At 39.7% G+C, this 23,535-nt stretch carries 21 protein-coding genes; 2 read left to right on the top strand and 19 right to left on the bottom strand.

All coding sequences use genetic code 11. The features are described from left to right. Positions 1-242: 242 nt before the first annotated feature. Genes CD33_RS18665 through CD33_RS18650 form a run of 4 tightly spaced genes read right to left on the bottom strand, consistent with a single transcriptional unit; the run spans position 243 to position 4,384 of the window. Positions 243-1,493: a ribonuclease H-like domain-containing protein gene (locus tag CD33_RS18665; protein WP_036203736.1), complete on the bottom strand. Its 1,251-nt coding sequence runs from the start codon at positions 1,491-1,493 to the stop codon at positions 243-245. A gap of 6 nt (positions 1,494-1,499) precedes the next feature. Beyond that, entirely contained in the window at positions 1,500-3,776 is a 2,277-nt protein-coding gene (locus tag CD33_RS18660; protein ID WP_036203733.1) for a DEAD/DEAH box helicase, read from the bottom strand. Continuing rightward, positions 3,766-4,137 carry a YppE family protein gene (locus CD33_RS18655; protein ID WP_036203730.1) on the bottom strand — a complete coding sequence of 124 codons (372 nt, stop codon included), beginning with the start codon at positions 4,135-4,137 and terminating at the stop codon, positions 3,766-3,768. Before CD33_RS18655 ends, CD33_RS18660 begins: the two co-directional genes overlap by 11 nt. A gap of 19 nt (positions 4,138-4,156) precedes the next feature. Further along, positions 4,157-4,384, bottom strand: coding sequence for a hypothetical protein (locus CD33_RS18650; protein WP_052130336.1), 228 nt, complete (start codon positions 4,382-4,384; stop codon positions 4,157-4,159). 152 nt (positions 4,385-4,536) lie between these two features. Between CD33_RS18650 and recU the strand changes: the two genes are divergently transcribed. Both recU and CD33_RS18640 read left to right on the top strand, forming a co-directional pair. Next, the gene (recU, locus tag CD33_RS18645; RefSeq protein ID WP_036203727.1) at positions 4,537-5,151 is read left to right on the top strand and encodes a Holliday junction resolvase RecU; all 615 of its coding nucleotides are present in this window, start codon (positions 4,537-4,539) and stop codon (positions 5,149-5,151) included. A gap of 26 nt (positions 5,152-5,177) precedes the next feature. After that, complete coding sequence (locus tag CD33_RS18640) at positions 5,178-7,868, top strand: penicillin-binding protein 1A (RefSeq protein WP_036203724.1); 2,691 nt, start codon at positions 5,178-5,180, stop codon at positions 7,866-7,868. A 305-nt stretch (positions 7,869-8,173) separates the two neighbouring features. On the opposite strand, the gene CD33_RS18635 is transcribed toward CD33_RS18640, so the two are convergent. The 15 genes from CD33_RS18635 to bshA form a co-directional block, all read right to left on the bottom strand. Then, positions 8,174-8,524 (bottom strand): YpoC family protein, encoded by a 351-nt coding sequence (locus CD33_RS18635; RefSeq protein ID WP_084591412.1) that lies wholly within the window; start codon positions 8,522-8,524, stop codon positions 8,174-8,176. Then, positions 8,521-9,183 (bottom strand): endonuclease III, encoded by a 663-nt coding sequence (gene nth, locus CD33_RS18630; RefSeq protein WP_036203718.1) that lies wholly within the window; start codon positions 9,181-9,183, stop codon positions 8,521-8,523. The genes CD33_RS18635 and nth overlap by 4 nt, the downstream gene beginning before the upstream one ends. A gap of 11 nt (positions 9,184-9,194) precedes the next feature. Then, positions 9,195-9,914 (bottom strand): DnaD domain-containing protein, encoded by a 720-nt coding sequence (locus tag CD33_RS18625; protein WP_036203715.1) that lies wholly within the window; start codon positions 9,912-9,914, stop codon positions 9,195-9,197. A 186-nt stretch (positions 9,915-10,100) separates the two neighbouring features. Next, on the bottom strand, positions 10,101-11,396 hold the full coding sequence (gene asnS / locus CD33_RS18620; RefSeq protein ID WP_036203712.1) for an asparagine--tRNA ligase: 1,296 nt from the start codon (positions 11,394-11,396) through the stop codon (positions 10,101-10,103). Positions 11,397-11,537: 141 nt separating this feature from the next. Beyond that, positions 11,538-12,731, bottom strand: a complete 1,194-nt coding sequence (locus CD33_RS18615; RefSeq protein ID WP_036203709.1) for a pyridoxal phosphate-dependent aminotransferase — start codon at positions 12,729-12,731, stop codon at positions 11,538-11,540. Between the two features lie 15 nt (positions 12,732-12,746). Then, the gene (locus CD33_RS18610) at positions 12,747-13,232 is read right to left on the bottom strand and encodes a cell wall elongation regulator TseB-like domain-containing protein (protein ID WP_036203706.1); all 486 of its coding nucleotides are present in this window, start codon (positions 13,230-13,232) and stop codon (positions 12,747-12,749) included. A 27-nt stretch (positions 13,233-13,259) separates the two neighbouring features. Further along, the gene (gene dinG / locus CD33_RS18605) at positions 13,260-16,076 is read right to left on the bottom strand and encodes an ATP-dependent DNA helicase DinG (protein ID WP_052130335.1); all 2,817 of its coding nucleotides are present in this window, start codon (positions 16,074-16,076) and stop codon (positions 13,260-13,262) included. A 330-nt stretch (positions 16,077-16,406) separates the two neighbouring features. After that, positions 16,407-16,745, bottom strand: coding sequence for a DUF1048 domain-containing protein (locus tag CD33_RS18600; RefSeq protein ID WP_036203704.1), 339 nt, complete (start codon positions 16,743-16,745; stop codon positions 16,407-16,409). A 1-nt stretch (position 16,746) separates the two neighbouring features. Further along, positions 16,747-17,085 (bottom strand): PadR family transcriptional regulator, encoded by a 339-nt coding sequence (locus CD33_RS18595; protein ID WP_036203702.1) that lies wholly within the window; start codon positions 17,083-17,085, stop codon positions 16,747-16,749. Between the two features lie 572 nt (positions 17,086-17,657). After that, entirely contained in the window at positions 17,658-18,041 is a 384-nt protein-coding gene (gene panD, locus CD33_RS18590; protein ID WP_036203700.1) for an aspartate 1-decarboxylase, read from the bottom strand. After that, the gene (gene panC / locus CD33_RS18585; RefSeq protein WP_036203698.1) at positions 18,034-18,897 is read right to left on the bottom strand and encodes a pantoate--beta-alanine ligase; all 864 of its coding nucleotides are present in this window, start codon (positions 18,895-18,897) and stop codon (positions 18,034-18,036) included. The genes panD and panC overlap by 8 nt, the downstream gene beginning before the upstream one ends. A 3-nt stretch (positions 18,898-18,900) precedes the next feature. Next, positions 18,901-19,734: a 3-methyl-2-oxobutanoate hydroxymethyltransferase gene (gene panB, locus CD33_RS18580; protein ID WP_036203696.1), complete on the bottom strand. Its 834-nt coding sequence runs from the start codon at positions 19,732-19,734 to the stop codon at positions 18,901-18,903. A 427-nt stretch (positions 19,735-20,161) separates the two neighbouring features. After that, positions 20,162-21,148: a biotin--[acetyl-CoA-carboxylase] ligase gene (locus CD33_RS18575; protein WP_036203694.1), complete on the bottom strand. Its 987-nt coding sequence runs from the start codon at positions 21,146-21,148 to the stop codon at positions 20,162-20,164. Next, entirely contained in the window at positions 21,126-22,310 is a 1,185-nt protein-coding gene (locus CD33_RS18570; RefSeq protein ID WP_036203692.1) for a CCA tRNA nucleotidyltransferase, read from the bottom strand. Before CD33_RS18570 ends, CD33_RS18575 begins: the two co-directional genes overlap by 23 nt. Continuing rightward, positions 22,307-23,443, bottom strand: a complete 1,137-nt coding sequence (gene bshA, locus CD33_RS18565; RefSeq protein ID WP_036203690.1) for an N-acetyl-alpha-D-glucosaminyl L-malate synthase BshA — start codon at positions 23,441-23,443, stop codon at positions 22,307-22,309. The genes CD33_RS18570 and bshA overlap by 4 nt, the downstream gene beginning before the upstream one ends. Positions 23,444-23,535 lie beyond the last annotated feature (92 nt).

The following is a 23,535-nucleotide window of genomic DNA, read 5'->3' as shown; positions in this document are numbered from 1 at the left end:
CTGTTGCAAAGGGGATTGAAAGTAACTAATTTTATAAAACTTGGCCTATCGTATTTTTTCTATGGTAGGCCATAAAGGTTTCAGATAAAAAAGAATTTTTTAGAGATAAATCTACTTATTTGTAACTTTTTTGACTTTTATCGACATCAACGCATCATATTGTCAAATCATGCGCTTGCCCGGGAAATTAATGTTTAAATATTCTGGAAATATCTCTTTCTTGTTACGTGCAAAATCCAAATTTATCTTCTAATCAGCTTCATTTCAATCCTTGTCAGTCTTTTTAACCACTTATCATATAATTTATCGGTTTGCTCTTTCTTCATAAATTGATTGGACTTTGTCAAATTCAAGCCTTGTTTTGTATAGTTCAATGCCTTCTCATAATTTTTAAAACGATGTTCATAAACAATGGCCAGCTGCTCCAATGCCTTTAGCTTTTCTCTTTTGCCGATAAATAATAAGGCTTTTTCAAAAGATTCTGCCGCTTCGTTATAAGATCCATCCCGCTTCTGTTGCAAAGCTAGATAATAATGGGCCAAACCAGTATTATCATCGTCAAAATTTGTGGTCACGCTTGTTAGAACCTGCTCACTTTGCTGGGCATGCTTTAAGTCCCCATACCATTTCCCGATATTTGTATAGGTAGTGGCCGACTCATCCAATTCATGCTCCAGTAATAGATTGGTAGAATGGATGTATAGTGTTACTAATGAGAGGAGATCCCATTCATTATGATACAGGACTTTCATTAATGCATCTGCATTTCCACTCTTGATGGCATCCATATAAATTATCGGTGCCAAAAAACCTGGGATGTCCCCCTGTCTACTAAACCCCAACTTCTCTTCTTCTACCTTTGTTAATTTCATTCTTTCCAAATTATTTTTCCATATTCGCTTAGAACTATGTAATAAGTCAATTTGTTTTTGTGAACGCAATTTCGGTAAAACGTGCTGATTTAATGTCCACCTTGTCTCCAATTGAGGCCAATCGAAACTCTTGCCATTATAGGTAACCACCGTTCTTGCATGTTGCCAAAATTTTGATTCAAATAAAAAGGCTGCTTCATTGGCAGGATCCGCCAATACATATTGAGTCAACACAAACCGGTCTTCTAGTGCTTCTAGTAGACCCAATAAAAAAATATTTGTTCCAACACCTTTTAAACCCGTTGTCTCCGTATCAAAAAAAACAATCGATTCATCAAAATCCATCGCATATGGATGCTCAAAAGCTGTATTTCCCCACTTTCCGATAGCATCATACAACAAACCAAGGCGGTAGGAACCATGCTGATAATCAAGTGGATAAGTCACTTCGCGCTTAAATAGGACGCCAAGCTCATTTTCCATTACTGTTAATCCTGCTGATTCCCAATCTTTCAGGTAGAATGGTTTTTCTGGTTTTCGGAATGAAGGAGTTTCTTTTGGTTGCTCTTTCTTTTTTCCAAGTTTTTGCTTTAATTGCAGCATCTTATTTTCATACGACATGGGAAATCACCCTATTTCATTCAGTAGAATTGAAAGTACCTTGATTACTTTCTCCTTGCTTTCATTTAGACTATCTTGTGCACCGATACAGGACGGACAACCATCTTTACACGGGCAGTTTCGTACATGCCCAATCGTTTCTTTCAATATCGGCCCTATAATATCATAAACTCTTTCAGCTAACCCAATCCCTCCTGGATAGCTATCATATATAAATAGAGTCGGCTTATCATTGTGGGTCGATTTCACTTGTGGCACTACCGATAAATCACTTCTATCGCATTGTATATACAATGGGATAAACGAACCAACTGCATAGGCCGCCCCTGTCAATGCATCGGTTAACATTTCCTCCGACCAGTTTTCAGGCAAGTTAAAGGACATCCACGTAGCATTTGTATGCATTTCCAATGGTGGAATATGAATTTTCCCAGAACCTATATTTTCATGGGTCTGGAAACGGATTTTCTTGAAGATTGTTGGTATTGCCAAAATACTTATATCTCCATAGCTCACAGTCGCTGAGTTGTAAACATCGCTTTTATCTTCGTTAAGAATTTTTAATTCTACGGCTAAATTGGCATCTGTAAAATAGTCTACATCCACTTCACGCACATATGCTTTTTTCTCTTCCCAGTCCAATATTTCAACTTGGAATTGCGTCCCCTGATGCAAATAAATTGCCTCTTCGTGCAAAAGTGTCATGGCACTGTATGTATCCATTTCACCGATGACTTTTGTACCTGCCGGGATGGTTTGATCAATAATGACAACATTTTCCTGCGCTGCTGAACGCAAACTGATTTCATGTGCCGGAAAGCGTTCATTCATCCAATACCATGTTGCACTTGTTTTGACCAGTACCCCTTCGTCTTGAAGGAATTCAAGCAGTTCCTGCACCTCAAATTCCCCATACGTATCCGTGATGGAAAAAGGCAATTCAAACGCTGCGCATTTCAAGTGATCCATCAAGATCAAAATATTTTCCGGGTTGACCAATGCTTCTTCAGGTGAACTGCCCAATAAATATGTTGGATGATTCACGACATATTGGTCCAGTGCTGTTGAGTTCGCTACATAAATTATTAATGCAGAGTCCTGTCTTCTCCCCGCTCGTCCTGCCTGCTGCCATGCACTTGCAATATTGCCTGGGTAACCTGTCATAATGCAGGCTTGCAGCTGACCGATGTCGACTCCCAATTCCAAAGCATTTGTACTCACCACAATCTGGATGGTTCCATCCCTGAGGCCTTTTTCAATCTTTCGCCGCTCTGTTGGTAAATAGCCGCCCCTATACCCTCTGATTGATTCATCTTGTATTTTGTTTTTTGTGAGACTTTTTAAATAGGTAACGAGCATTTCAACCCGAACACGGGATTTAGCAAAAACAATTGATTGGATACCTGCTTCATATAACCTTGTAGCTAAATCACGGACCTCAAGCACACTACTCCGCCTTACTCCGAAAGTTGGATGCACGATGGGAGGGTTATAGAAGAGGAAGGTTTTTTTCCCCACCGGCGCACCAGAATCGGCAATCAATTGATGATGTGTGTTCGTCAACTTTTCCGCAAGTTCTTTAGGATTTTTTATCGTTGCAGATGTACAAATAAAAATTGGGTCACTTCCATAAAAAGCACAAATTCTTTTAAGCCTGCGGATGACATGTGAAACATGGCTTCCAAAAACTCCCTTATATGTATGCAGTTCATCAATCACAATATACTTCAAATTTTCAAAAAGCGACACCCATTTTGTATGGTGTGGCAATATTCCTGAGTGAAGCATATCTGGATTTGTCATGACAATATGACCTGCTTTTCTAATTTTTTGTCGAATGGCAGGTGCAGTATCCCCATCATAGGTATAACTTAATATTTCTTCCCCCATTTCCTCGATTAACTCATTTATGTCAGATTTCTGATCTTGAGCTAAAGCCTTTGTTGGGAATAGATAAATCGCCCTACTGGATTTATCCTCGAGTATTTTTTGCAGCACAGGCAAATGATAGCAAAGTGATTTACCAGATGCAGTTGGGGTTACGGCAGTAAAAGAGTTTCCATTAATAGCATAGTCAAATGCTTGTCTTTGATGAGTATATAACTGTTTTATCCCTCTTGCTTCCAACGCTTTTTTTATCGAAGGATGCAGTTCTTCAGGAAACGAAGCATATTTTGCGGCTCGGGCTTCCAATGTGTGCCAATGCAATATATTTTGTTTTAGCTCTTCGTCAAATCGCCATTCAGTAAGCAAATCATCAATCGACCGCTTTTTATTGAACATCCGCTCCACTCTCCTCCTCCAGGTATCTAATAAAGAAAGACAATGTATAGTGCACAGATTGAACCGATTGAATGAAACGTTTCTTACTTGTTTCTTTATAAAAGGATTGGACGACAAATTGATTCATTGCATCCACTACATTTTGAATTTGCGATTTATGCATATATCTAGGGTTATTTTCCTCGATCCACTTTAAGGATTGATGTTGCCAATCTTTTAAAATGGATTGGAAATAATCGGCATGTGGTTTCACTTCTTCAAAAAAGAGAGGCGTTGCGTCAAGTTCACGCTGTTTAAAAAAGCGACTAATTGACGCATCACACTCGTTTAATAATTTCTTTGATAGTTCTATTAGTTGCATTTTAGTCCCTCTTGAAATTCTATATTTCTTCTTTTAATTGTACCAAAATTTCTTTGCCAACACTAGTAATAGGGGAACAGGCATTCTTTACATGAAACTGCTTTTCTGCTAAGCTTACTTTTTGATAAGTAGTTCCTAATTGAGAGAAAATTTGGTTGTGTATATGAGACCTTTCATTCTCGATTTTCGCAGTCATTATGTGATCTATACACTCAAGTTGTGAAATTAGCATTTGGATTCGGTGCATGGTCATTCCTCCCTTTAGGATTTAAGATTCCTTGCAATTATTCAAATCCCTTCCACTTGTCAAAACTAGACAAAGGTTGCTAAAACAACAAAATTTTCGATATGTTTTTTATGCTAAAAATGGGTATCATTTTAGGAAGGAGTGTTTTCCCGATGATTCATTATCCAAATGGCAAACCATACAAACCCAGTGAGCCGTCAAAGGAAAAATCTACTTCGAAGAAAAAAGATTTCTCCTTTAGCAATCGGGGAAAAACGCTTGAAGAAGAAATTAACGAGACAAATACTTATTATTTAAATCAACAAATTGCAATTATCCATAAGAAACCTGTTCCGGTGCAAATCGTCAAAGTAGAGTATCCGTCGCGGAGTGCGGCAGTTATTCGCGAGGCATACTTCCGGACACCTTCGACTACCGATTTCAATGGTGTTTGGAATGGATACTATATTGACTTTGAGGCAAAGGAAACAGAAAGCAAAACTTCCTTCCCTCTGAAAAATGTCCATCAGCATCAGGTGAATCATATGAAAGACGTGACAAGTCAAAAAGGAATTGCTTTTACAATTGTCAAGTTTACGACTTTGGACCGCTATTTTATTGTTCCATTTTCCGTTTTGTATGAATCCTGGCTCCAGATGGAAAACGGAGGCAGAAAATCAATACCAATAAGCGTATTTGAATCAAAAACGATGGAAATCAAACCCGGTTACAATCCGAGGATTGACTACATAACCGCCATTAAAAAAATGATAACAAACGAACAATAATTGTTTGCTAAAGTGAGGAGATTAATTTGGCTGAAAAACGTCGGACTCGCGAGGAATTAAAGCGTGAGCGTGAATTACAAAAGAAAAAGCAAAAAAAACCAGTTGGGATGTGGGTAAAGCGAATCATTCTAACGATTGCCATTATTGGCGTAATAGGATTAATAGGTGGTGCAGGACTTTTCGCAGTCTATGCAAGCTCAGCTCCAGAACTGGACGAAGAATTATTAAAAGACCCGGTATCATCGGAATTTTATGATAGGAACGGCGAGATCTTTGCCACTATTGGTGCTGAAAGTCGTAAATACGTTGAATATGAAGATATACCTGAGAACATGATTGATGCAATACTTGCAACGGAAGACGTTCGTTTCTTTGATCATTTTGGAATAGATATTTGGCGTTTGGGCAGTGCCGTTGTTGCAAACGTTACACAAGGCTTCGGTTCACAGGGAGCCAGTACGATTACGCAACAGGTAGTGAAAAATTCATTCTTAAGCAATGATAAAAAGTTGAAACGTAAAGCACAAGAAGCATGGCTTGCGATTCAACTTGAAAGGCAATATGAAAAAGAAGAAATATTCGAAATGTATTTCAACAAAATACTTATGTCTGGCCGAATTTACGGATTTGGCACTGCTTCCGAATACTTCTTCGGCAAAAAGCCTAGTGAATTGGAACTGGATGAAGTCGCGTTATTGGCCGGCTTGCCGCAAAGTCCAAATAGATACAACCCATATAAAAATCCTGAACGTGCCCAACAACGAAGAGACTTGGTTCTTGACCTGATGGTGCAGCATAAGAAGATAACGGAAAAAGAAGCTGCAGCTGCAAAAGAAATCGATGTCACTTCCCGCCTTCTTGCGGAAGAAGAACGTCAAACAGTTTCAGGCACTAAATATGATGCATTTTTGGATGTTGTACTAAGCGAACTTGAGGAAAAAGGTGATGGAGAAGCACTTGCTGAAGGGATTAAAGTATATACAACACTTGATGCAAACGCTCAAACTACTGTTGAATCCATCATGAACAACCCAGAAAACTTCCCTACTGAAGACATTCAGTCAGGTGTTTCTGTAGTGGATACGAAAACGGGTGAAATTTTGGCAATCGGCGGTGGCAGAAACTACGGTGCGGACCGAGGATTCAACTTTGCGCACGATTTAACTACCCGTTCACCGGGATCTACAATTAAACCACTCCTTGATTATGGTCCAGCATTTGAAAATTTAAAATGGTCTACTGGTGAAACAATCTCGGATGAAAAAATGACATACTCAAATTCGAAACAAGTCATTACCAACTGGGACAATAAATATTTGGGTACCATGACCGTACGTGAAGCACTTTATACGTCACGAAACGTTCCAGCCGTAAAAACACTGCAAGAAGTAGGTCTTGAAGAAGCAGAAAAATTCATTAATAAACTTGGAATAGAAACCGAAGATGTATATGAATCCGATGCTATCGGGGGCGGTGATATCACGATGAGCCCTATTGAAATGTCTGCCGCATATGCTGCTTTTGGAAATAAAGGTATCTTTTATGAGCCTACTTCAATCAAGGAAGTTGAATATCGAGACGGTTCCAAGAAGTCATATGCTTCCAAACCGGATGTTGCAATGAATGATTCTACAGCCTATATGGTGACAGACATTCTACGGGATGTTGTTAGTTCAAAACCTGGCGCTTCAGGAACTGCGGCAGCCGTACCGGGGCTGGACATTGCCGGTAAAACGGGTACAACCAACTATGCAGCAGATGAGTTCGACAAATTTGATTTACCTGCTAGCAGTGTACCTGATTCTTGGTTTGCAGGTTATACGACCAACTATTCCATTGCGATCTGGAGTGGATATACTACACGTGGCGAGCCAATCACGACTTGGGATGAACGCCGTTTACCACAGCATTTGTTTAATTCGATTATGTCTGAAATCTCGGACGGTGTAGAAACGGCTGACTTTAAAAGACCAAGTTCAGTTGTCGAAGCAACAATTGAAGTAGGAACAAATCCATTAAAATTGGCTAGTGAATATACACCTTCTGAATTGAGACAAACCGAATTATTTGTAAAAGGCACTGAACCAACACAGATATCAGAAGAGTTCGAGCAAATTGAATTAAGCGCACCTACGAATTTGCAAGCAAATTACAGTGCTGATGGCGGTCTTGTAGAATTGACATGGGATTTTACACCTCCGGGTGAAGAAGACTTGAATGTCTCATTCGAAGTTTCGATGTCTGTTGAAAACGAGGAAGCTGTCATCGTATCGACTACATCAAACAATGAAGCCGTCATTTCAAATATTGAAGCTGGCCGTAATTACACGTTTTCAGTAGTTGCAGTTTCTGAGGATGTTCGAAGCCAACCAGCAACCGTCTCTATTTATATTGAAAATGATCTAGAAGAACCCGAAGTTGACTCACCTGAAGATCCTGAAAACCCTGAAGATGGAAATAACGGAAATGAAAATGGGAATGGCAACGACGGAAACGGCAATAACGGTGACGGGAACAACAATGGAAACGGCAATGGAAATGGAAACGGCAATAATGGGAATGGCAATAACGGTAATGGCAATAACGGTAATGGCAATGAGAACGACCCTGGAAATACCGATAGTAATAATGATTTCGAAGACTGGTTCGGACCTGGTGATGAGGGCGAAGTACAGACCCCTACCGAACCAACAGATCCAACTGTCTCAACAGAATAATCTCAAGAAGATAGTTGTTTGAACACATTATCTATGGCGATGAAAAATACTATTTTTCATCGCCTTTTTCTTTAGATTAGGCAAAGATTTAGATTGTTTAGGGCTGTGTTTCTCAACAATCTTACAGTAAAAAGTTACATAATGACCACTCATCGATGAATGTTGCTCGGTTGGACCGATTAGAACATGCATTTGAAATCTCATTAATGCCCGTTACGCTCTCCCCATTGACCTCTCCATATATAAAAAGACCCAAAGCAAAACACTATCGCTTTTGGGTCAATTTATATTGATTAACTAATCCATTAACTTCTAATTCTCAACCGTGCTAGCCGCTTCTTCAACTCTTTAAATAATTCATCTAGTTGTCTGAAACAAGCATATTGGCCCGGCCGAACTTTAATAAACTTCAAACGCTCCATCCCGTTAATTGGAAGAACCTCATATTCTTCAAATTCAATGATAGATTGTGAAGATGTTTCGGAGCAATGTACAATACAACTTTCGAAAAGCTGAATTCCTTTATCCATCAGTATTTTGGCTTCACCATTTCGGGCATCATGAGCCTGATGAATAACGTTACTTAGTTCATCCCATTGTTCAAAGAAGGGTTCTACTAGTTCCCGTGCAATGGACTCCCTCTTCACTTTTATCATGATTGCTTCACCAATCCTTTTTTTAGACGTTTCTGCCCTTCTCTACAATCATCAAGTAGAGGACAAATATGGCATTGAGGATTCTGGGCTTTGCAGTGATAGCGGCCAAAAAAGATGATTTGGTGGTGGGTTTTCGACCAATTTTCTTTAGGCGTCTTTTTCATGATTGTTTCTTCCACTTCTAGTACCGTGTCCTTCAGTCTACACAACCCCAAACGTTTGGAAACCCGTTCCACATGGGTATCCACCGCCAGCGCAGGGATATTAAACGCTACAGATAGAACAACATTTGCCGTTTTACGGCCAACTCCGGGCAATGTGACAAGCTGTTCACGGCTCTGTGGGATTTCACCATTATATTCCGTTAACAACTTTTGGCATAAACTTTGGATGTTTTTGGCTTTGTTTCGGTAAAGGCCAATTGAACGGATGTCATTTTGTAATTCCTCCAATGGCACGGCCAAATAATCTTCCGGTGTTTTATATTTTTGAAATAATGTCTTCGTCACTTTATTGACAAGTACATCTGTACATTGCGCTGATAATAGTGTCGCGATTGTTAACTCAAATGGGTTATCGTGAACAAGCTCACAATGAGCATCGGGGAACATTTCGTCCATTATTTCCAAACAATGCTCCCACTGTTTTTTCGTAAGCATCGTTACACCCCCTATTCTCTTTCCTCGAGCCAATTATAAAAGGAAACTTTGTTGTTTTTTTCCTTTATTGCAGTTGTTTTTGGTAAAACTGCAGTTGTTTTACTATGGAATTGCTCTGAATGTTTTTCGACCTGTTTAACGGATGTAAAGTTTTTCTTTTTCCATTCAAACAGTATTCGGTCGATATAACGCAGCGAAATTTTACCCGCCAGCACCGCTTCCTTCAGCGCCGCCTTTATAATGGCGGGAGAATGACGGTCTGAATCTAACCACATTGAGATCGTTTCAATTTCCATTGGGGACAAAAGACGGCCGAATTCTTGTTCAAAGATTGTAAAAATTTCGCCCTCTTCGTTTTTTTCTTCTTCGAGTTCATGTTGTAATGATGAAGCTTCCATATAATCCAGAATTCTTTCCCATAATGGATATACTGAATATTTTTCATAGACAATCCCGTTTCCATCGATTCCTTGGGTAATCTCTATAAATCCTTTTTGCATCAGCCTTTGTAATTTTAGGCTGATTTCATTTTCACTGAAATTTATTCTTTTCACTAAATCTCCGGGTGTCGGAAAATCATTCTGTTCTGAATGAAAGGCTAGTAAATGTAATAAAAGAAGTGCTTCATCATCCGAAATCTTTAACGCTTTATAGTATTGAAAGAACAGCTTGGGTATTGACACATTCCCCTGCTCTATCCACATATGGAGTCGTTGATATTTCCTATTCATATGAAAGACTCCTTTCTTCTGAAATATACGTCTTGATGGGTTGTCTTTGTCTTTATCGTTTACTACTTGGCATTGCGTAATACTCGATATTTTAATGACAATAATGGAAATACTAATGAAAGCGCCCGTACGATACGAGCGCTTTGATTTTTATATTAGGAAATGTGACTTGCTTTGACTGTCCATTTAAGGGTATAAACGATTTAAAAGTCTAGGGAATGGGATACTCTCACGAACGTGTTCCGCTCCACTGATCCATGCCACCGTACGTTCCAGTCCTAAACCGAAACCGGAATGTGGTACCGAGCCTTGTTTGCGCAATTCCAGATACCAAGCATACGCTGTTTCATCGAGTTTATGTTCAGCTATCCGCTGTTTTAATAAATCGTAATCATGGATACGTTCAGATCCACCGATAATTTCACCATAGCCTTCCGGTGCAATTAAGTCAGCACATAAAACAACATCATCGCGTTCTGGGTGCGGTTGCATATAGAATGGCTTAATTCCTACAGGGTAGCATGTGATAAATACAGGTTTATCGTAATGTTCTGCAATCGCTGTTTCATGAGGAGCCCCGAAATCGTCACCCCACTGGATATCTGTAAACCCTTTATCATGCAGGAACTTGATTGCATCATCATACGTAATTCGTGGGAATGGTGCTTGAATGTTTTCAAGTTTTGAAGTATCCCGGCCAAGTCGTTCTAACTCAAGTTTGCAGTTTTTCAATACTGATTGAACAATGTATGCAACATACTGCTCTTGCACTTCTAGATTTTCTTCGAATTCAACAAAAGCCATTTCCGGTTCAATCATCCAAAACTCAATCAAGTGACGGCGCGTTTTTGACTTTTCTGCACGGAATGTAGGTCCGAAAGAGAATACTTTCCCTAACGCCATCGCGGCTGCTTCCATATATAGTTGGCCAGATTGAGAAAGATACGCATCTTCATCAAAGTATTTTGTCTGGAATAGCTCGGAAGTTCCTTCAGGAGCAGAACCGGTTAAAATTGGCGGATCAATTTTAACAAAGCCATTATTATTGAAAAATTCATATGTTGCTCTAATTACTTCGTTACGTATTTTCATAATTGCGTGTTGTTTTCGTGAACGTAACCATAAATGACGGTTGTCCATTAAAAATTCTACACCGTGCTCTTTAGGCGTAATTGGATAGTCTTCAGCTGCATGAATGACTTCAATGCCTGTAATGGCCAATTCACATCCAAAGCTTGAACGCGTGTCTTCTTTCACAACACCTGTAACGTACATAGATGTTTCTTGAGTTAAACCTTTTGCTGTTGCAAAAAGCTCTTCCCCTACTTCCTCTTTTACAATAACTCCTTGCACGAAGCCTGAGCCATCTCGCAGTTGCAGGAAGGCAATTTTACCGCTTGAACGTTTGTTTGCTAACCATACGCCCAATTTGACAGTTTCGCCGATAGCTCCCGGCATATCTTGAATCATGATTTTTTTCATAGTTGTTCCTCCATTAGAAAACTTGGCTAATCGTACCGACTATGGCGATTAGCCGTAGATGAACTTATACGGCAAAGCAAGTAAGCATGCACCTTATTACTTCGTCAAATAAGTCATTTTGCTAGTACTCATTATAAAAAATTAGTCTTGCCATTTTGATCTTACGAAATTATCCATCCGACGAACAGCTTCTTCCAGGTTTTCTAAAGAAGTAGCATAGCTTAGACGAATAGTGGATGGCAATCCAAAGCCAGAGCCCGGTACCACTGCAACATTTGCTTCAGTAAGCAGGGCAGTTACAAATTCATCTACCGATGTGTATCCAGTTTTTTGTGCCGCCTCCGATACATCCGGCAGTAGATAAAATGCACCATGCGGCTTAATTACCTTAAAACCTGGAATTGCGTTTAATTTTGGATAGATTGTTTCCAGTCGAGACTCAAAAGCCGCCCTCATCTCTTCGACCGAATCTTGTGATCCGTTGTAAGCTTCAATCGTAGCATATTGGGATGTCGTAGTTGGATTCGAAGTTGAGTGTGAAGCAAGGTCTGTCATCGATTCGATGATTTCCGCATTTCCTGCCGCATAACCAATCCGCCAGCCTGTCATAGAGTGCGATTTCGCTACACCATTTATTAAAATTGTACGCGCTTTTACTTCTTCAGATATGGATGCTACAGAAAAATGTTCTAATCCATTGTATAGAAGTTTCTCATAAATTTCATCCGATACGATTAATAGATCTTTCTCGACAGCAACCTCCGCTATAGCAATCAATTCTTCACGCGTATAGACCATGCCGGATGGGTTGCTTGGTGAATTAATAATGACAGCCTTCGTTTTAGGCGTTACCGCATTACGTAATTGATCGGCCGTAATTTTGAAGTTTTGTTCACTCGTACTCTCAACATATACCGGCACACCACCAGCAAGTTTTACTTGTTCGGGATATGACACCCAGTATGGAATTGGGATAATCACTTCATCCCCTTCATTTAGGATGACTTGAAATAAAGTATAAAGAACGTGTTTTGCTCCAATTCCGACAAGAATTTCATTTGGCTTATAAGCGAGATGGTTATCACGCGCCAACTTGTCAATAATCGCTTTCTTTAAAGCAGGCAGCCCACCAGCAGGAGTATATTTTGTATGTCCTTGATACATCGATTCTGCTGCTGCATCCAGAATATTTTTTGGTGTATTGAAATCTGGCTCTCCTGCCCCTAAACCAATCACATCAATACCGTTCGCTTTTAACTCTTTTGCCTTTGCAGTAATGGCTAAAGTTGCTGACGGTGTTAATGTTTTTACACGATTGGCTAATAATTCTCTCATGAAACATCTACTCCTCTACAAGTTCAAAATGCGTTTCCACCATTGTCCGTCCTCAAACATAATATAGACGTAGTTGAGTTTTTCATCTCCGTTTGTATAAGTAATTTCCCAAACGGGGCCCACTTCTTCTTCATAGCCCAATTTTGTATGAAGGATTTTATTCACTTCTACTTCCTTATTTAAAACCGACAATGCCTGTTCCTTAGTAACACCGTCCTGCAAAACTACTTCCTGAATCGATTTTTCTTCCAAACTGATCGGAACAAATATTGCTTTTTCGTTACCATCCTCGTCTTCCCCGAACACGGTAACGTACGGTTTATTACCATTATAAACGTAAGAATCCGATACAACCGACAATGAATTTGTAGTTAAAGTAAGCTCTTCTGCCTTCCCCTCAATTTCATTGAATGGTTCGTCGGATTTCCAAATTACGAGAACAGAAATAACAAGTGCCAAAGATACAATAAAAACGGAAATGAAAATTATCCAGTTCTTCATCGAACCACCTTCATTTCTGCTGTTTTTTTATCCGTCATGTTTGTCTACCTGCTTTCTTTCCTCATCCTTGTTATTATACCAATGTTCTACCTCTAAGACCATATCTTGTAGCGGTAGTTTATTAACAGAAATTTGCGGTAATGCACGCAAAAATTCTATTCCATACGATTTTGTTTCAATCCGGCGATCTAGAACGACAAAGATGCCTTTATCTTTCGAAGACCTGATCAATCTTCCAAATCCTTGTTTAAATCGCAGAATCGCTTCTGGCAAAGAGAGCTCGGAAAAGGCGTTCTTCCCTTGTTGTTGCAAAATTGCCGATTTAGCTTTGAAAGTTGGTTCCTCGGGTGCGGAAAATGGTAACCGTACGACAATGACGGATGATAGGCCGTCACCGGGTACGTCCACCCCTTCCCAGAAGCTGTTCGTTCCAAATAACACGGAGTGACTGAATTTCTGGAAAGATTTTAATAAACGCATCCTGCTTCCATTTGTAACACCTTGTGCAAAAATCATATAGTCGTCGAGTAGTTCACTTTCTTGAATCAGCTCGACTGTTTTTCTCAACATATCCTGGGAGGTAAACAATACAAAACATCTACCCTCTGTCGAACGCACAATCTGGGTGATTGCCAAGGCTACTGATTCAATATAATCGGACTGTGAAACCGATTGAATATCCGGCATATCATTGACGACGAATGCTTTTGCTCCTTTGTAATAATGTTTTGGCGCTTGCAGCATTTTGAGCGGCACACTTTTCTCAATTCCTAATTGTTTTGCAATGAACCGTTCATTGTTGGGCACAGTTAAAGTACCCGATGTCCAAATGATTGCGGCACGCTCTCGCAATGGGTAAAAAAGTTGTTCAATCGACCTAGAAATCGTAATCGGTTTTTTTAGAACCCGGATACTGCCGGGAATGTTCCTTTTGTCCATTTCAATCCAAGTTGTGAAATCTTCATCTAAGCCGATAAAGATTTCATCCCATTCGCTTGCCTTCATTTTATACTCACGAACAAAAAAGTCCCACTGTTCCAGAATCAATTTATGCTCCGGTGCAATTTGTTCAATATCCTTTTTAAAAAGCATTGAAATTTCATCCGCCAAGTCGATCCAATGTTGCATTGCTTTAGAAAAATCGACATAAAGATCTCGATCTAAGTTTAACTCATGGAAAAACGCTATTCTCTTAGGGTTTGATTTTATAGGCTGGGCCCATTCTTTCATCTGGCGAACGATATCTTGCATGGACCGATCAAACAATTCAACCATTTGAATGAATGCTTTTTCCAATTGTTGAAACGACTTTAAAGGCACTCTTTGTTTTTTTATTGCAATCTTTTGAAACGTAGAAAATAATTCCGGATCTGATGAAAGACCAATTTGCCCGAATAAATACTTCCAATTCGTGAAGGTGAAAACAGCTTGATCCCTTTGCTCAGCCGCTTGAACAAATTGATGGGCTTCATCAATAATCCAACCGTCAATTTCATCAAATATCGGTTCATGACGAACAAGGTCAGCGAGAAGCATGGAATGATTTGTAATGATAAGATCAGCATCCCTGCTCTCTTGAATAGCACGGTCGTAGTAATCAAATGATTGTTTGTGTTGTGCGCTCTCGGGATTTTTCCGGATTTTATCAATAAACAGCTGTCCGCCACCAGAGCAATTCAACTCTGAAAGATCGCCGTTTTGCGTTTTGGATAACCAAACCAATACCTGTAATGTTGTTAGCGTTTCATCATAAGATAAATCCTGGCTTTTCATTAACTGTTCAAAAAGGCCAACATCCACATAATTTCTCTTGCCCTTTAATAATGTCACATTGATTGGACGACCAATGATTTTTTCTATTTTTGGAATCTCATTGTTAAGCAGCTGTTCAAGTAAGTGTGTTGTATACGTACTAATACATACTTTTCGCTTATTCTGTTTTGCGTAAAAGATAGCGGGCAATAAATAACCAATTGTTTTTCCAATACCTGTGGAAGCCTCGATCAGCACTTCTGATTTGTCATTTAGATTTCCCCAAATAATATCCATCATCTCAAATTGTTCCGGCCGCTCTTCAAATTGTTCCATTGCTCCTTTAAAAAGACCAACTTTCTCGCTGGTCGTCAATGGATACTCTATGCCGCCTTGAACGTCTCTTTCGCTTTTCACCGGTTTTTTTAATGCTAGTTTGTTGTAGTAAACAAAGTCATCTTCTTTTGCTGCTCTACTTCTTTTGATTTGTAAAGCATCAAAGAACAGTTGAGAAATATTCGACTTAAGCCGGAAAGATTTCTTATGCATTTGTTCTAGAGTTACTTGTGGCAATGATAGGAGCTCTTCCCAACATTCTTTTAATAATAGCGCACACGCCTTCGCATCATCGTCAGCACGATGGGCATTATTCAGAGGGATATTTAACTCTGCAGCAAGGTCCCCTAATTTATAGCTTAATGAAGACGGAAAAAGTATTTTCGCCAATTCCACTGTATCGATTTTTTTCCCACTCCAGGTTGGCAATCCTACACGTCTAAACTCACCTTGTAAAAAAGATAAATCAAAATCTGTATTATGCGCCACAAACACCGCATCCTGCAATAATTCGTATATATAATCCGCATGTGCTTCGAAAGGAAGAGCATCTTGTACATCTATATCCGTTATATTCGTTAAATCTTGTATAAAAAGCGGGATGGACTTCCCCGGATGAATGAATGATGTAAAAGTCTTTTTGATACACCAATCCTTCATGATGACAATTGCGATTTGAATCATCCGGTCACCATTTGCTTGGGAATGACCTGTTGTTTCAATATCGACAATTGCATATTTTTGACTTTCCACCATTTTTCTCAACTCACAATTTTAAATTATTATATTCCTTATCTAGATAAGCGAATTTTATCATACCTGGCGCCATTCGGTCACCTCAAGCCCTATTAGAAATAAAAAATAAAATCCTATTGTTGCCTCGGTATATAGTTTAAATCCAAAACATTCCACAACTTAGCCTTTAAACTATAAAATAATAAGACTCCATTTTGATAAAAGTGCAATCAAAACGGAGTCTTATAATGGGATTAATTTTTCCAAAAGAAATTGATCGATTTTTTCACTGTAGTTCATCAATTCCGATCTATTAAAGATAGTTGCAACCTGATTTAGTTTGAGTGTTTGCTAGCCTCGACCAATCGTATCATTCAACTTTTTGCGATATTTGTCATTCCAAGTTTGCTCATCTTTCACTAGATCGTCGCAGAAAGCAGCCACATTCTCACCGATAAGGTCCGTTACTTTTTTGCCTTCCGCGGCGCCTTCCTCAAATAGGTCGAGAATGCCCCCAAAGATACGATTCGTGTCCTTCCAGTCGGTTGGACTATCAACAGTCCAAAGATAATTTTGTATGGCCTTGTAGGCATTACTGTACTCGCTCGGAAGTGCCTTTGCCCGCGACTCCAACGCCTTCCACTCCCGCTTGTCATCCAGACTTCCAATCATTTTTTCAAAAAGATTCATTTTACTTCGCCCCTTTAACTTTACTTGTTTTAAGTTCGTTAATCTTGCTTGATACAAAATTCCAATTCACCCAAAACTTCGCAAGTTGCTCTTGCCCTGCTGCGTTGAGTTTGTAGAATTTTCTCGGCGGTCCCATAGTGGATGGTTTCTTCTCCATTTCCACTAATTTGTTTTTTTCAAGTCGCATTGTAATCGTATAAACTGTGCCTTCAACAACATCAGTAAATCCTAGTTCCCGGAGTTGTTGTGTAATCTCATAGCCGTAAGTCTCGCCACGGCTGATAATTTCAAGCACACACCCCTCAAGCACTCCCTTTAGCATTTCCGTAATATTTTCCAAATGTCCTCCTCCTATTATTGTAACTTATAGTTACGTACTCTTTATCACTTATATTCAGTATTACTTACTACCAGTATATAGTATGACAGAGTAGATGGTTTTGTCAATGCAGGGAGTATATTTTTTCCATAAAATTCATAATACTAATTCCCTTATTCTAACTTTGTGTTCTTCGGCAAGTTGCTTCGTTAATCGAAAAAGGACGTGATTCTTTTGTCGAATCACGTCCTTTTGTAGATCTTGCCCTTATTCAGTTTTCACGTTAAAATAAAAAACCAAAATTTCTAACTGAACCTTTGGTGAAACTGTCATATGGAGTTAATGGTTATTATATTGCCTATTTGTGGCTGAACTAGGCATTGGTTCATCTATTATTAAAAGTCGAGAAAAAATGGACAAATAAAAAGAGCAGGGGCTCATCTCCCTGCTCATAAAAACAAAGTACTCCGACAAATCCGTGTCGTAATGAGTACTTTGGCTGTAAAGTATAAAACTTTACGTAGGTTTGGCACCTAAATCTTATTCTATATTAAAATAGTTAAAAACTCAAGAGGAAAAATACTCCTCTATTTTTATTTGATCGTCGCTTCAGGCTCGCAAGAAATCATTTCTTTAATTTTATTGTCCTCGCCCATTATCGCGACAGTTGGTTTATGGCCTATCGCTTCTTCATTTGTAACATATACATAGGAGATAATAATGACAATATCGCCTTTTTGCACAAGTCTTGCTGCAGCTCCATTAACACATATGACCCCGCTGCCTCGCTCGCCTGCTATAATGTAAGTTTCAAATCGCGCACCATTGTTATTATTGACAACATGCACCTTTTCATTCGGCAGCATCCCAACAGCATCCAAGATATCTTCATCGATTGTTATGGACCCTACATAGTTTAAGTCGGCTTGCGTCACTTGTGCGCGATGGATTTTACTGTTCATCAGCATTCTAAACATTGGCTGTTTCCCCTTCAAAAGAAAAAATAATATTATCAATTAACCTCGTTTTTCCTATAAATACGGCACTTGCAAGTAAAAAGTGATTTGTATCCCCCGTAACCTCTTTTAAATCCGGATAGGCTAACAGCTCGATATAATCAATCTTTCCCGAGCTATTCCTTGTAATATGGTTTGATGCGAGTTCAATCGCCGCATTAGCGTTCCTGTTCACTAAAAATTCTTCCTTGGCCTTGATCAACGCTTCATAAATGGCCGGGGCTTCTGAACGTTCCTGCTCGGTTAAATAAACATTACGTGAGGACTTAGCCAACCCATCGGCTTCTCGGACTATTGGCAGACTTCTAATCTCTAGTGGGAAATTATAATCCCTGACCAAAGTTTGAATGATGGCAACCTGTTGTGCATCTTTTTGGCCAAAGTATGCACGGGTAGGTTGTGCAATATGGAATAGTTTTGTCACCACCTGCAATACGCCATCAAAATGGCCCGGTCTAGAGGCGCCACATAAGATTTCAGATTGTCTACCTGCTTTTATGGAGATGCCGCCATTTTCCGGATACATTTCTTCGACTGATGGGGCAAAAATGATATCAACCCCTGCCGACTCCGCCAATTGCGTATCACGTTTTAAATCACGAGGATAGGTTTGAAAGTCTTCATTTGGGCCAAATTGGGTCGGATTCACAAAGATGCTCATAATAACCAATTCATTTTCTTCTTTTGCGGCGTTCGCTAAAGCTAGATGGCCCTCATGCAGGAACCCCATTGTCGGAACTAGACCAATTGATTTTCCCTCCCTTTTCGCCTGATCAACGATTGAATTCAACTGGGAAATTGTGTTTAAAATCATCATGTGTCAGGCTCCCCCATAAATTTGTGTTAGCTCGTCATCCTTCATTGTAAAGCTGTGCTTCAATGTGGGGAAGGACCCATTTTTTACAGCATTCACATATTCTTTAATTCCGCGTTCAACCTCTTCGCCCACAAATGAAAAGCTCTCGGCAAATTTAGGAATATGGTGCTTCCCATATCTCAATAAATCATGATGAACAAGTACTTGCCCATCCGCCGGAGCGCCCGCACCAATACCGATTGTCGGAATCGATAACGCATTTGTAACCGCTTCCGTAAGTTGGTGTGGAATACATTCCAATACTAGGGCACAGGCCCCGGCCGCTTCGCAGTCCTTCGCATCTTGAATAATTTTCTTGGCTTGTTCAGCGGTTTTCCCTTGCACTTTATAGCCACCTAACACGTTTGCCAATTGTGGCTGCAGTCCTAAATGTGCAACAACGGGAACTCCTGCACTCGTTAACTTTTCAATGACTTTTACTACTTCACCGGCACCTTCCAGTTTAAGGGCATTTGCACCGGTTTCCTGCATCATTTTTACCGCAGTTTTAAATGTCTCATTTAAGTCGCCCTGATAGGAACCAAATGGCATATCAACAACGACAAATGTATCCTTCGCTCCACGTCGCACCGCTTTTGCGTGATGCACCATGTCTTCAACTGTAACAGGTAATGTCGTCTCATAACCGAGGACAACCATTCCTAATGAATCACCCACCAAAATCATATCGACTCCAGCTTCTTCACTGAACGTTGCAGCAGGGTAATCATAAGCCGTAATCATGACAATCTTTTCGCCTTGTGCTTTCATTTTCAAGAAATCACTCGTACTTTTCATTATTTTCTCCTCCTTTTAATTAAGAAGAAAACATGAGAAGAACAGATTATCGGAATCTAGCGATAATCGATGTTTTTCTCTTATACTGTTGACCCTGCACAACCAGGTTTCTCAGCATAAAAAATCCTTCCGTCTTCAAAATAGACAGAAGGATTGCGTCGTTAAAATCTAATGATAACGCAGTTGTTTTCTTCCGTCCCTGTCTCTCATTGGATCAAGGCAGATCTTTTTAATTGTTTTGTTTAACGCCTAGAAAGGTACAGTTCGAAATGATACTGTCCATACCGCTACTATAACAAGTTTTGCGCTAAACGTACACAAATTTATATGATTCTCTGACACTATTTTAAAAGGCTGTCGATGGAACAAGAAAGCTCCTTTTCAAAAGTGTTTTTCACCATGAAAAAGAGCTTGAACCCTATCATATTTATTCGTCCAATTCAATGTCCGCTGAATAGACACTGCGTATTTCTCCATTTTCCAGTTGTATTTCAAGGACACCCGATTCGGTTATGCCGATTGCTTTTCCTTGAATCACCTCAGTCAAAGTCGTTGCTTTAATTTGTTTGCCGATTGTTCCGGATGCCTCTTCCCAAAGTATTTTTATTGGGCTGAATCCCTCCGCTATATATAAATCACTATACTTCTCTAAATAGTTTAAAATTGTTCCAACCAACTGGGCCCGGTTCAACAGTGAACCTTCCTCAATACTCAATGAAGTGGCAATAGAGTGAAGCGATTCCGGAAAATCCTCTTGCTGTTGATTAACATTGATTCCAATTCCAATCAGCAAAGCTTGAACCCGATCCATTTCAGCAATCATTTCCGTAAGGATACCTGTGCATTTACGTCCATTGATTAAAATATCATTTGGCCATTTAATGACCGGAGTGAAGCTGCTATACAGTGATTTCATCGCATTCACAATTGCTACTGCGGCAACTAATGTAAATTGAGGTGCCTGATGTGGCAATACATCCGGTTTAATGATAACGGTCATCCAGATGCCTTTTCCTTTCGTCGATTCCCAAGGGCGGCTCATTCTTCCTTTCCCGGCGGTCTGAGTTTCGGCAATGACGACCGTTCCATCCAATGCCCCGTTTCTCGCCAATTCATGTGAAATTGTTTGAGTCGTGGCACACTCTTCCATATAATGAATCGTTTGACCGAAACGTTTTGTGGACAGCATGGATGCTACACTCGCAGCATCCACCCTATCCGGTTTGCTTAGTAGGAGATAGCCCTTCTTCTTGATTGTATCAAACGCATACCCTTCTTCTTGCAAGGATTGTAGATGTTTCCATACTGCAGTTCGGGAAATTCCTAATTCTTCTGCTAAATGCTGGCCCGAAATCGGTTCACCCGAAGCAAGAAGGAAACGTTTTAGTATTTTATCCTTCATCGATAAAGTCATTTATAAACCATTCCTTCAACTTCTCTTCGTCATTTTTTACATAGCCATTTAAAACGGCAATAATTGCTGCATCTAATGCTACTTTTATCCAAGGGCCTCTTTTCCTGGTGGACCAACTCATCAAATGATTGCCATTGATTGCAAGCTGATCTACTGATTGCAAAGGCAAGTTATTTTTAATTTCCTGAATTTTTTCCTTTTTAAAGGGCAGCCTGAAATTTTGCCACTGCGCGAAATCATAGGCAGCTTCAAGCACATCCAACTCATTGATAAAGTAATCCATTGCAGTCCAATTTTGGCGGAGCGAATCAAACGCACTTAATACTTTGCGGATATAAGTTTTTTCTTTATTCGACAATCGATAGAAATCAGCAATGTTTTGAACTTCTTGACGATTGAGCAGACAAAGGTAGGCCCAACCGACCACAGGGTCTTCGGTCTTAAATGTCCGCCAATGCTCGAGCTGGTCTTCCAATTGCCCAACTAAAAACTTCGATAAATTCGTTTCCACTAGTAGTTGAAGTCCATAGTAGACGTATTTACTTTTCCATATTTTGGACATCTCCATTGAAATTCGTTCATTCGCAATAAAATCAATTAGATCGCTATCCATTTGTATCGCTTTTAAAGTGCCCTCTTCAATAGAAAATCCTAATTGTGCACCAAACCGAATTGCCCTTAACATTCGTAAGGCATCTTCACGAAAACGAACATTGGGATCACCAACTGCGCGAATGATCTTTTTATCAATATCTTCTTTGCCGCCATATAAATCGATAATCGTGCCTTCCTTTGTAAAAGCCATCGCATTGATTGTAAAGTCGCGTCGTTGCAAATCCTCCTCCAGATTTCGAACAAATGCTACTTCTTCAGGTCTTCGGTAATCGCTATATGTACCTTCTGTACGATAGGTGGTTACTTCAATTGGTTCCCCTTCGTCCAACACCAAAACGGTTCCATGCTCGATTCCAACATCCACAGTAGATGAAAAAATTTCTTTCACCTCAACAGGCAATGCACTTGTTGCAACATCTACATCATTGACGCTTCTTTGCAATAGGTGGTCGCGAACTGCCCCACCCACAATAACTGCCTCGAAACCGCTATGTTCAATCTTGTCAATTACCCGTAAGGCAGCTTGCCATTCTTTATTCACATTCATACACGAAGAGCCACCAATCGTTCATATAGTTGCTCATAATGATCAATAATCGGTTTTGCCAAAAATTTTGTTTGGATGGAAGTAATGGCGGCTTGTCGGAATTGAATCAGCTTCTCTTCATCTTGTAATAATTCGATTGCGTATCTGGCTGCTCCCGCAACATCACCCGGTTCAACGATAAAGCCATTTTCTCCATGCTGAATGACTTCAGGTATGCCGCCAACATTTGTTCCGATACCAGGTACACCGCAAGCCATCCCTTCCAGCAGAACTAAACCAAATGACTCCGTTTCCGACAATAATAATTTTAAGTCGCTCAACCCATATAACTCCGCTACGTTTTCTTGTTTTCCTAAGAATAGGACATCTTCTTTAAATGGTGAGCACTTGACCAAATCCACCATTCTTTGTTTTTCCGGTCCATCTCCGACCAAAAGAAGTTTCGCAGGCATTTCTTCCCGAACTTTAAAAAACGTATTGATGATATCCGGCACGTTTTTAATTTTGCGGAAATTTGATACATGAATAAGAACACGTTCATTTTCGCCTATCCCATATTGCGTCTTTAAATTACTCGAATCAATTGGTTTGAATACGGACTCATCCACGAAATTGTATACGGTCTCTATCTCCTTTTTTGGATCAATCAACTGATACGTCTGTTCCTTTAAGGCATCTGAGACAGTCGTCACAATGTCAGATTTTTCAATCCCATACTTTATTGCCTGAGCCATAGTCGAGTCCTGGCCCAAAACCGAAATATCCGTTCCATGCAATGTTGTAAGTATCCCGATGTTTTCACCAGACATTTCGCGAGCCAGCACCGCACAAACTGCATGCGGAATTGCATAGTGAACATGTAAAACATCTAATTTCTTTTCTTTAATAACATCAGCCATCTTGCTTGCCAGTGCAAGATCATATGGTGGATACTGGAAAACTGAGTAATTATTAACTTCGACTTCGTGAAAAAATACATTTGGGTAAATTTTATTCAGTCGAAAAGGTACACTTGATGTTATAAAGTGTATTTCATGTCCCCTCTCAGCCAGCATCTTTCCTAGTTCTGTTGCAAGAACTCCTGATCCACCGACCGTTGGGTAACATGTAATACCGATTTTCAATCTTCTCATCCGACGTTCGTCCTCTCTATACAAATAATTAATTACTTAAACCTAGAAAACAAATTAATTAATCAAATATGTGTAGATTCATTTATGCTATA

The organism is Ureibacillus sinduriensis BLB-1 = JCM 15800 (genome assembly GCF_000772955.1).
Lineage (GTDB): Bacteria > Bacillota > Bacilli > Bacillales_A > Planococcaceae > Ureibacillus > Ureibacillus sinduriensis.
The sequence above is the reverse complement of the archived record's forward strand: the minus strand, read 5'-3'. Positions and strand labels throughout refer to the sequence as shown.

Excerpts from the sequence above, each read along its gene's own strand:
- asnS (WP_036203712.1), bottom strand. The coding sequence starts at position 11,396 with ATGAAAAAAATCATGATTCAAGATATGCCGGGAGCTATCGGCGAAACT.
- CD33_RS18665 (WP_036203736.1), bottom strand. The coding sequence starts at position 1,493 with ATGTCGTATGAAAATAAGATGCTGCAATTAAAGCAAAAACTTGGAAAA.
- dinG (WP_052130335.1), bottom strand. The coding sequence starts at position 16,076 with ATGGTGGAAAGTCAAAAATATGCAATTGTCGATATTGAAACAACAGGT.
- CD33_RS18600 (WP_036203704.1), bottom strand. The coding sequence starts at position 16,745 with ATGAATCTTTTTGAAAAAATGATTGGAAGTCTGGATGACAAGCGGGAG.
- panD (WP_036203700.1), bottom strand. The coding sequence starts at position 18,041 with ATGTTTAGAATGCTGATGAACAGTAAAATCCATCGCGCACAAGTGACG.
- CD33_RS18635 (WP_084591412.1), bottom strand. The coding sequence starts at position 8,524 with ATGATAAAAGTGAAGAGGGAGTCCATTGCACGGGAACTAGTAGAACCC.
- CD33_RS18660 (WP_036203733.1), bottom strand. The coding sequence starts at position 3,776 with ATGTTCAATAAAAAGCGGTCGATTGATGATTTGCTTACTGAATGGCGA.
- CD33_RS18625 (WP_036203715.1), bottom strand. The coding sequence starts at position 9,914 with ATGAATAGGAAATATCAACGACTCCATATGTGGATAGAGCAGGGGAAT.
- CD33_RS18615 (WP_036203709.1), bottom strand. The coding sequence starts at position 12,731 with ATGAGAGAATTATTAGCCAATCGTGTAAAAACATTAACACCGTCAGCA.
- recU (WP_036203727.1), top strand. The coding sequence starts at position 4,537 with ATGATTCATTATCCAAATGGCAAACCATACAAACCCAGTGAGCCGTCA.
- CD33_RS18570 (WP_036203692.1), bottom strand. The coding sequence starts at position 22,310 with ATGAATGTGAATAAAGAATGGCAAGCTGCCTTACGGGTAATTGACAAG.
- panC (WP_036203698.1), bottom strand. The coding sequence starts at position 18,897 with ATGATGATTTTAAACACAATTTCCCAGTTGAATTCAATCGTTGATCAG.
- bshA (WP_036203690.1), bottom strand. The coding sequence starts at position 23,443 with ATGAGAAGATTGAAAATCGGTATTACATGTTACCCAACGGTCGGTGGA.
- panB (WP_036203696.1), bottom strand. The coding sequence starts at position 19,734 with ATGAAAAGTACGAGTGATTTCTTGAAAATGAAAGCACAAGGCGAAAAG.
- CD33_RS18610 (WP_036203706.1), bottom strand. The coding sequence starts at position 13,232 with ATGAAGAACTGGATAATTTTCATTTCCGTTTTTATTGTATCTTTGGCA.
- CD33_RS18575 (WP_036203694.1), bottom strand. The coding sequence starts at position 21,148 with ATGACTTTATCGATGAAGGATAAAATACTAAAACGTTTCCTTCTTGCT.
- CD33_RS18650 (WP_052130336.1), bottom strand. The coding sequence starts at position 4,384 with ATGCACCGAATCCAAATGCTAATTTCACAACTTGAGTGTATAGATCAC.
- nth (WP_036203718.1), bottom strand. The coding sequence starts at position 9,183 with ATGCTTACGAAAAAACAGTGGGAGCATTGTTTGGAAATAATGGACGAA.
- CD33_RS18655 (WP_036203730.1), bottom strand. The coding sequence starts at position 4,137 with ATGCAACTAATAGAACTATCAAAGAAATTATTAAACGAGTGTGATGCG.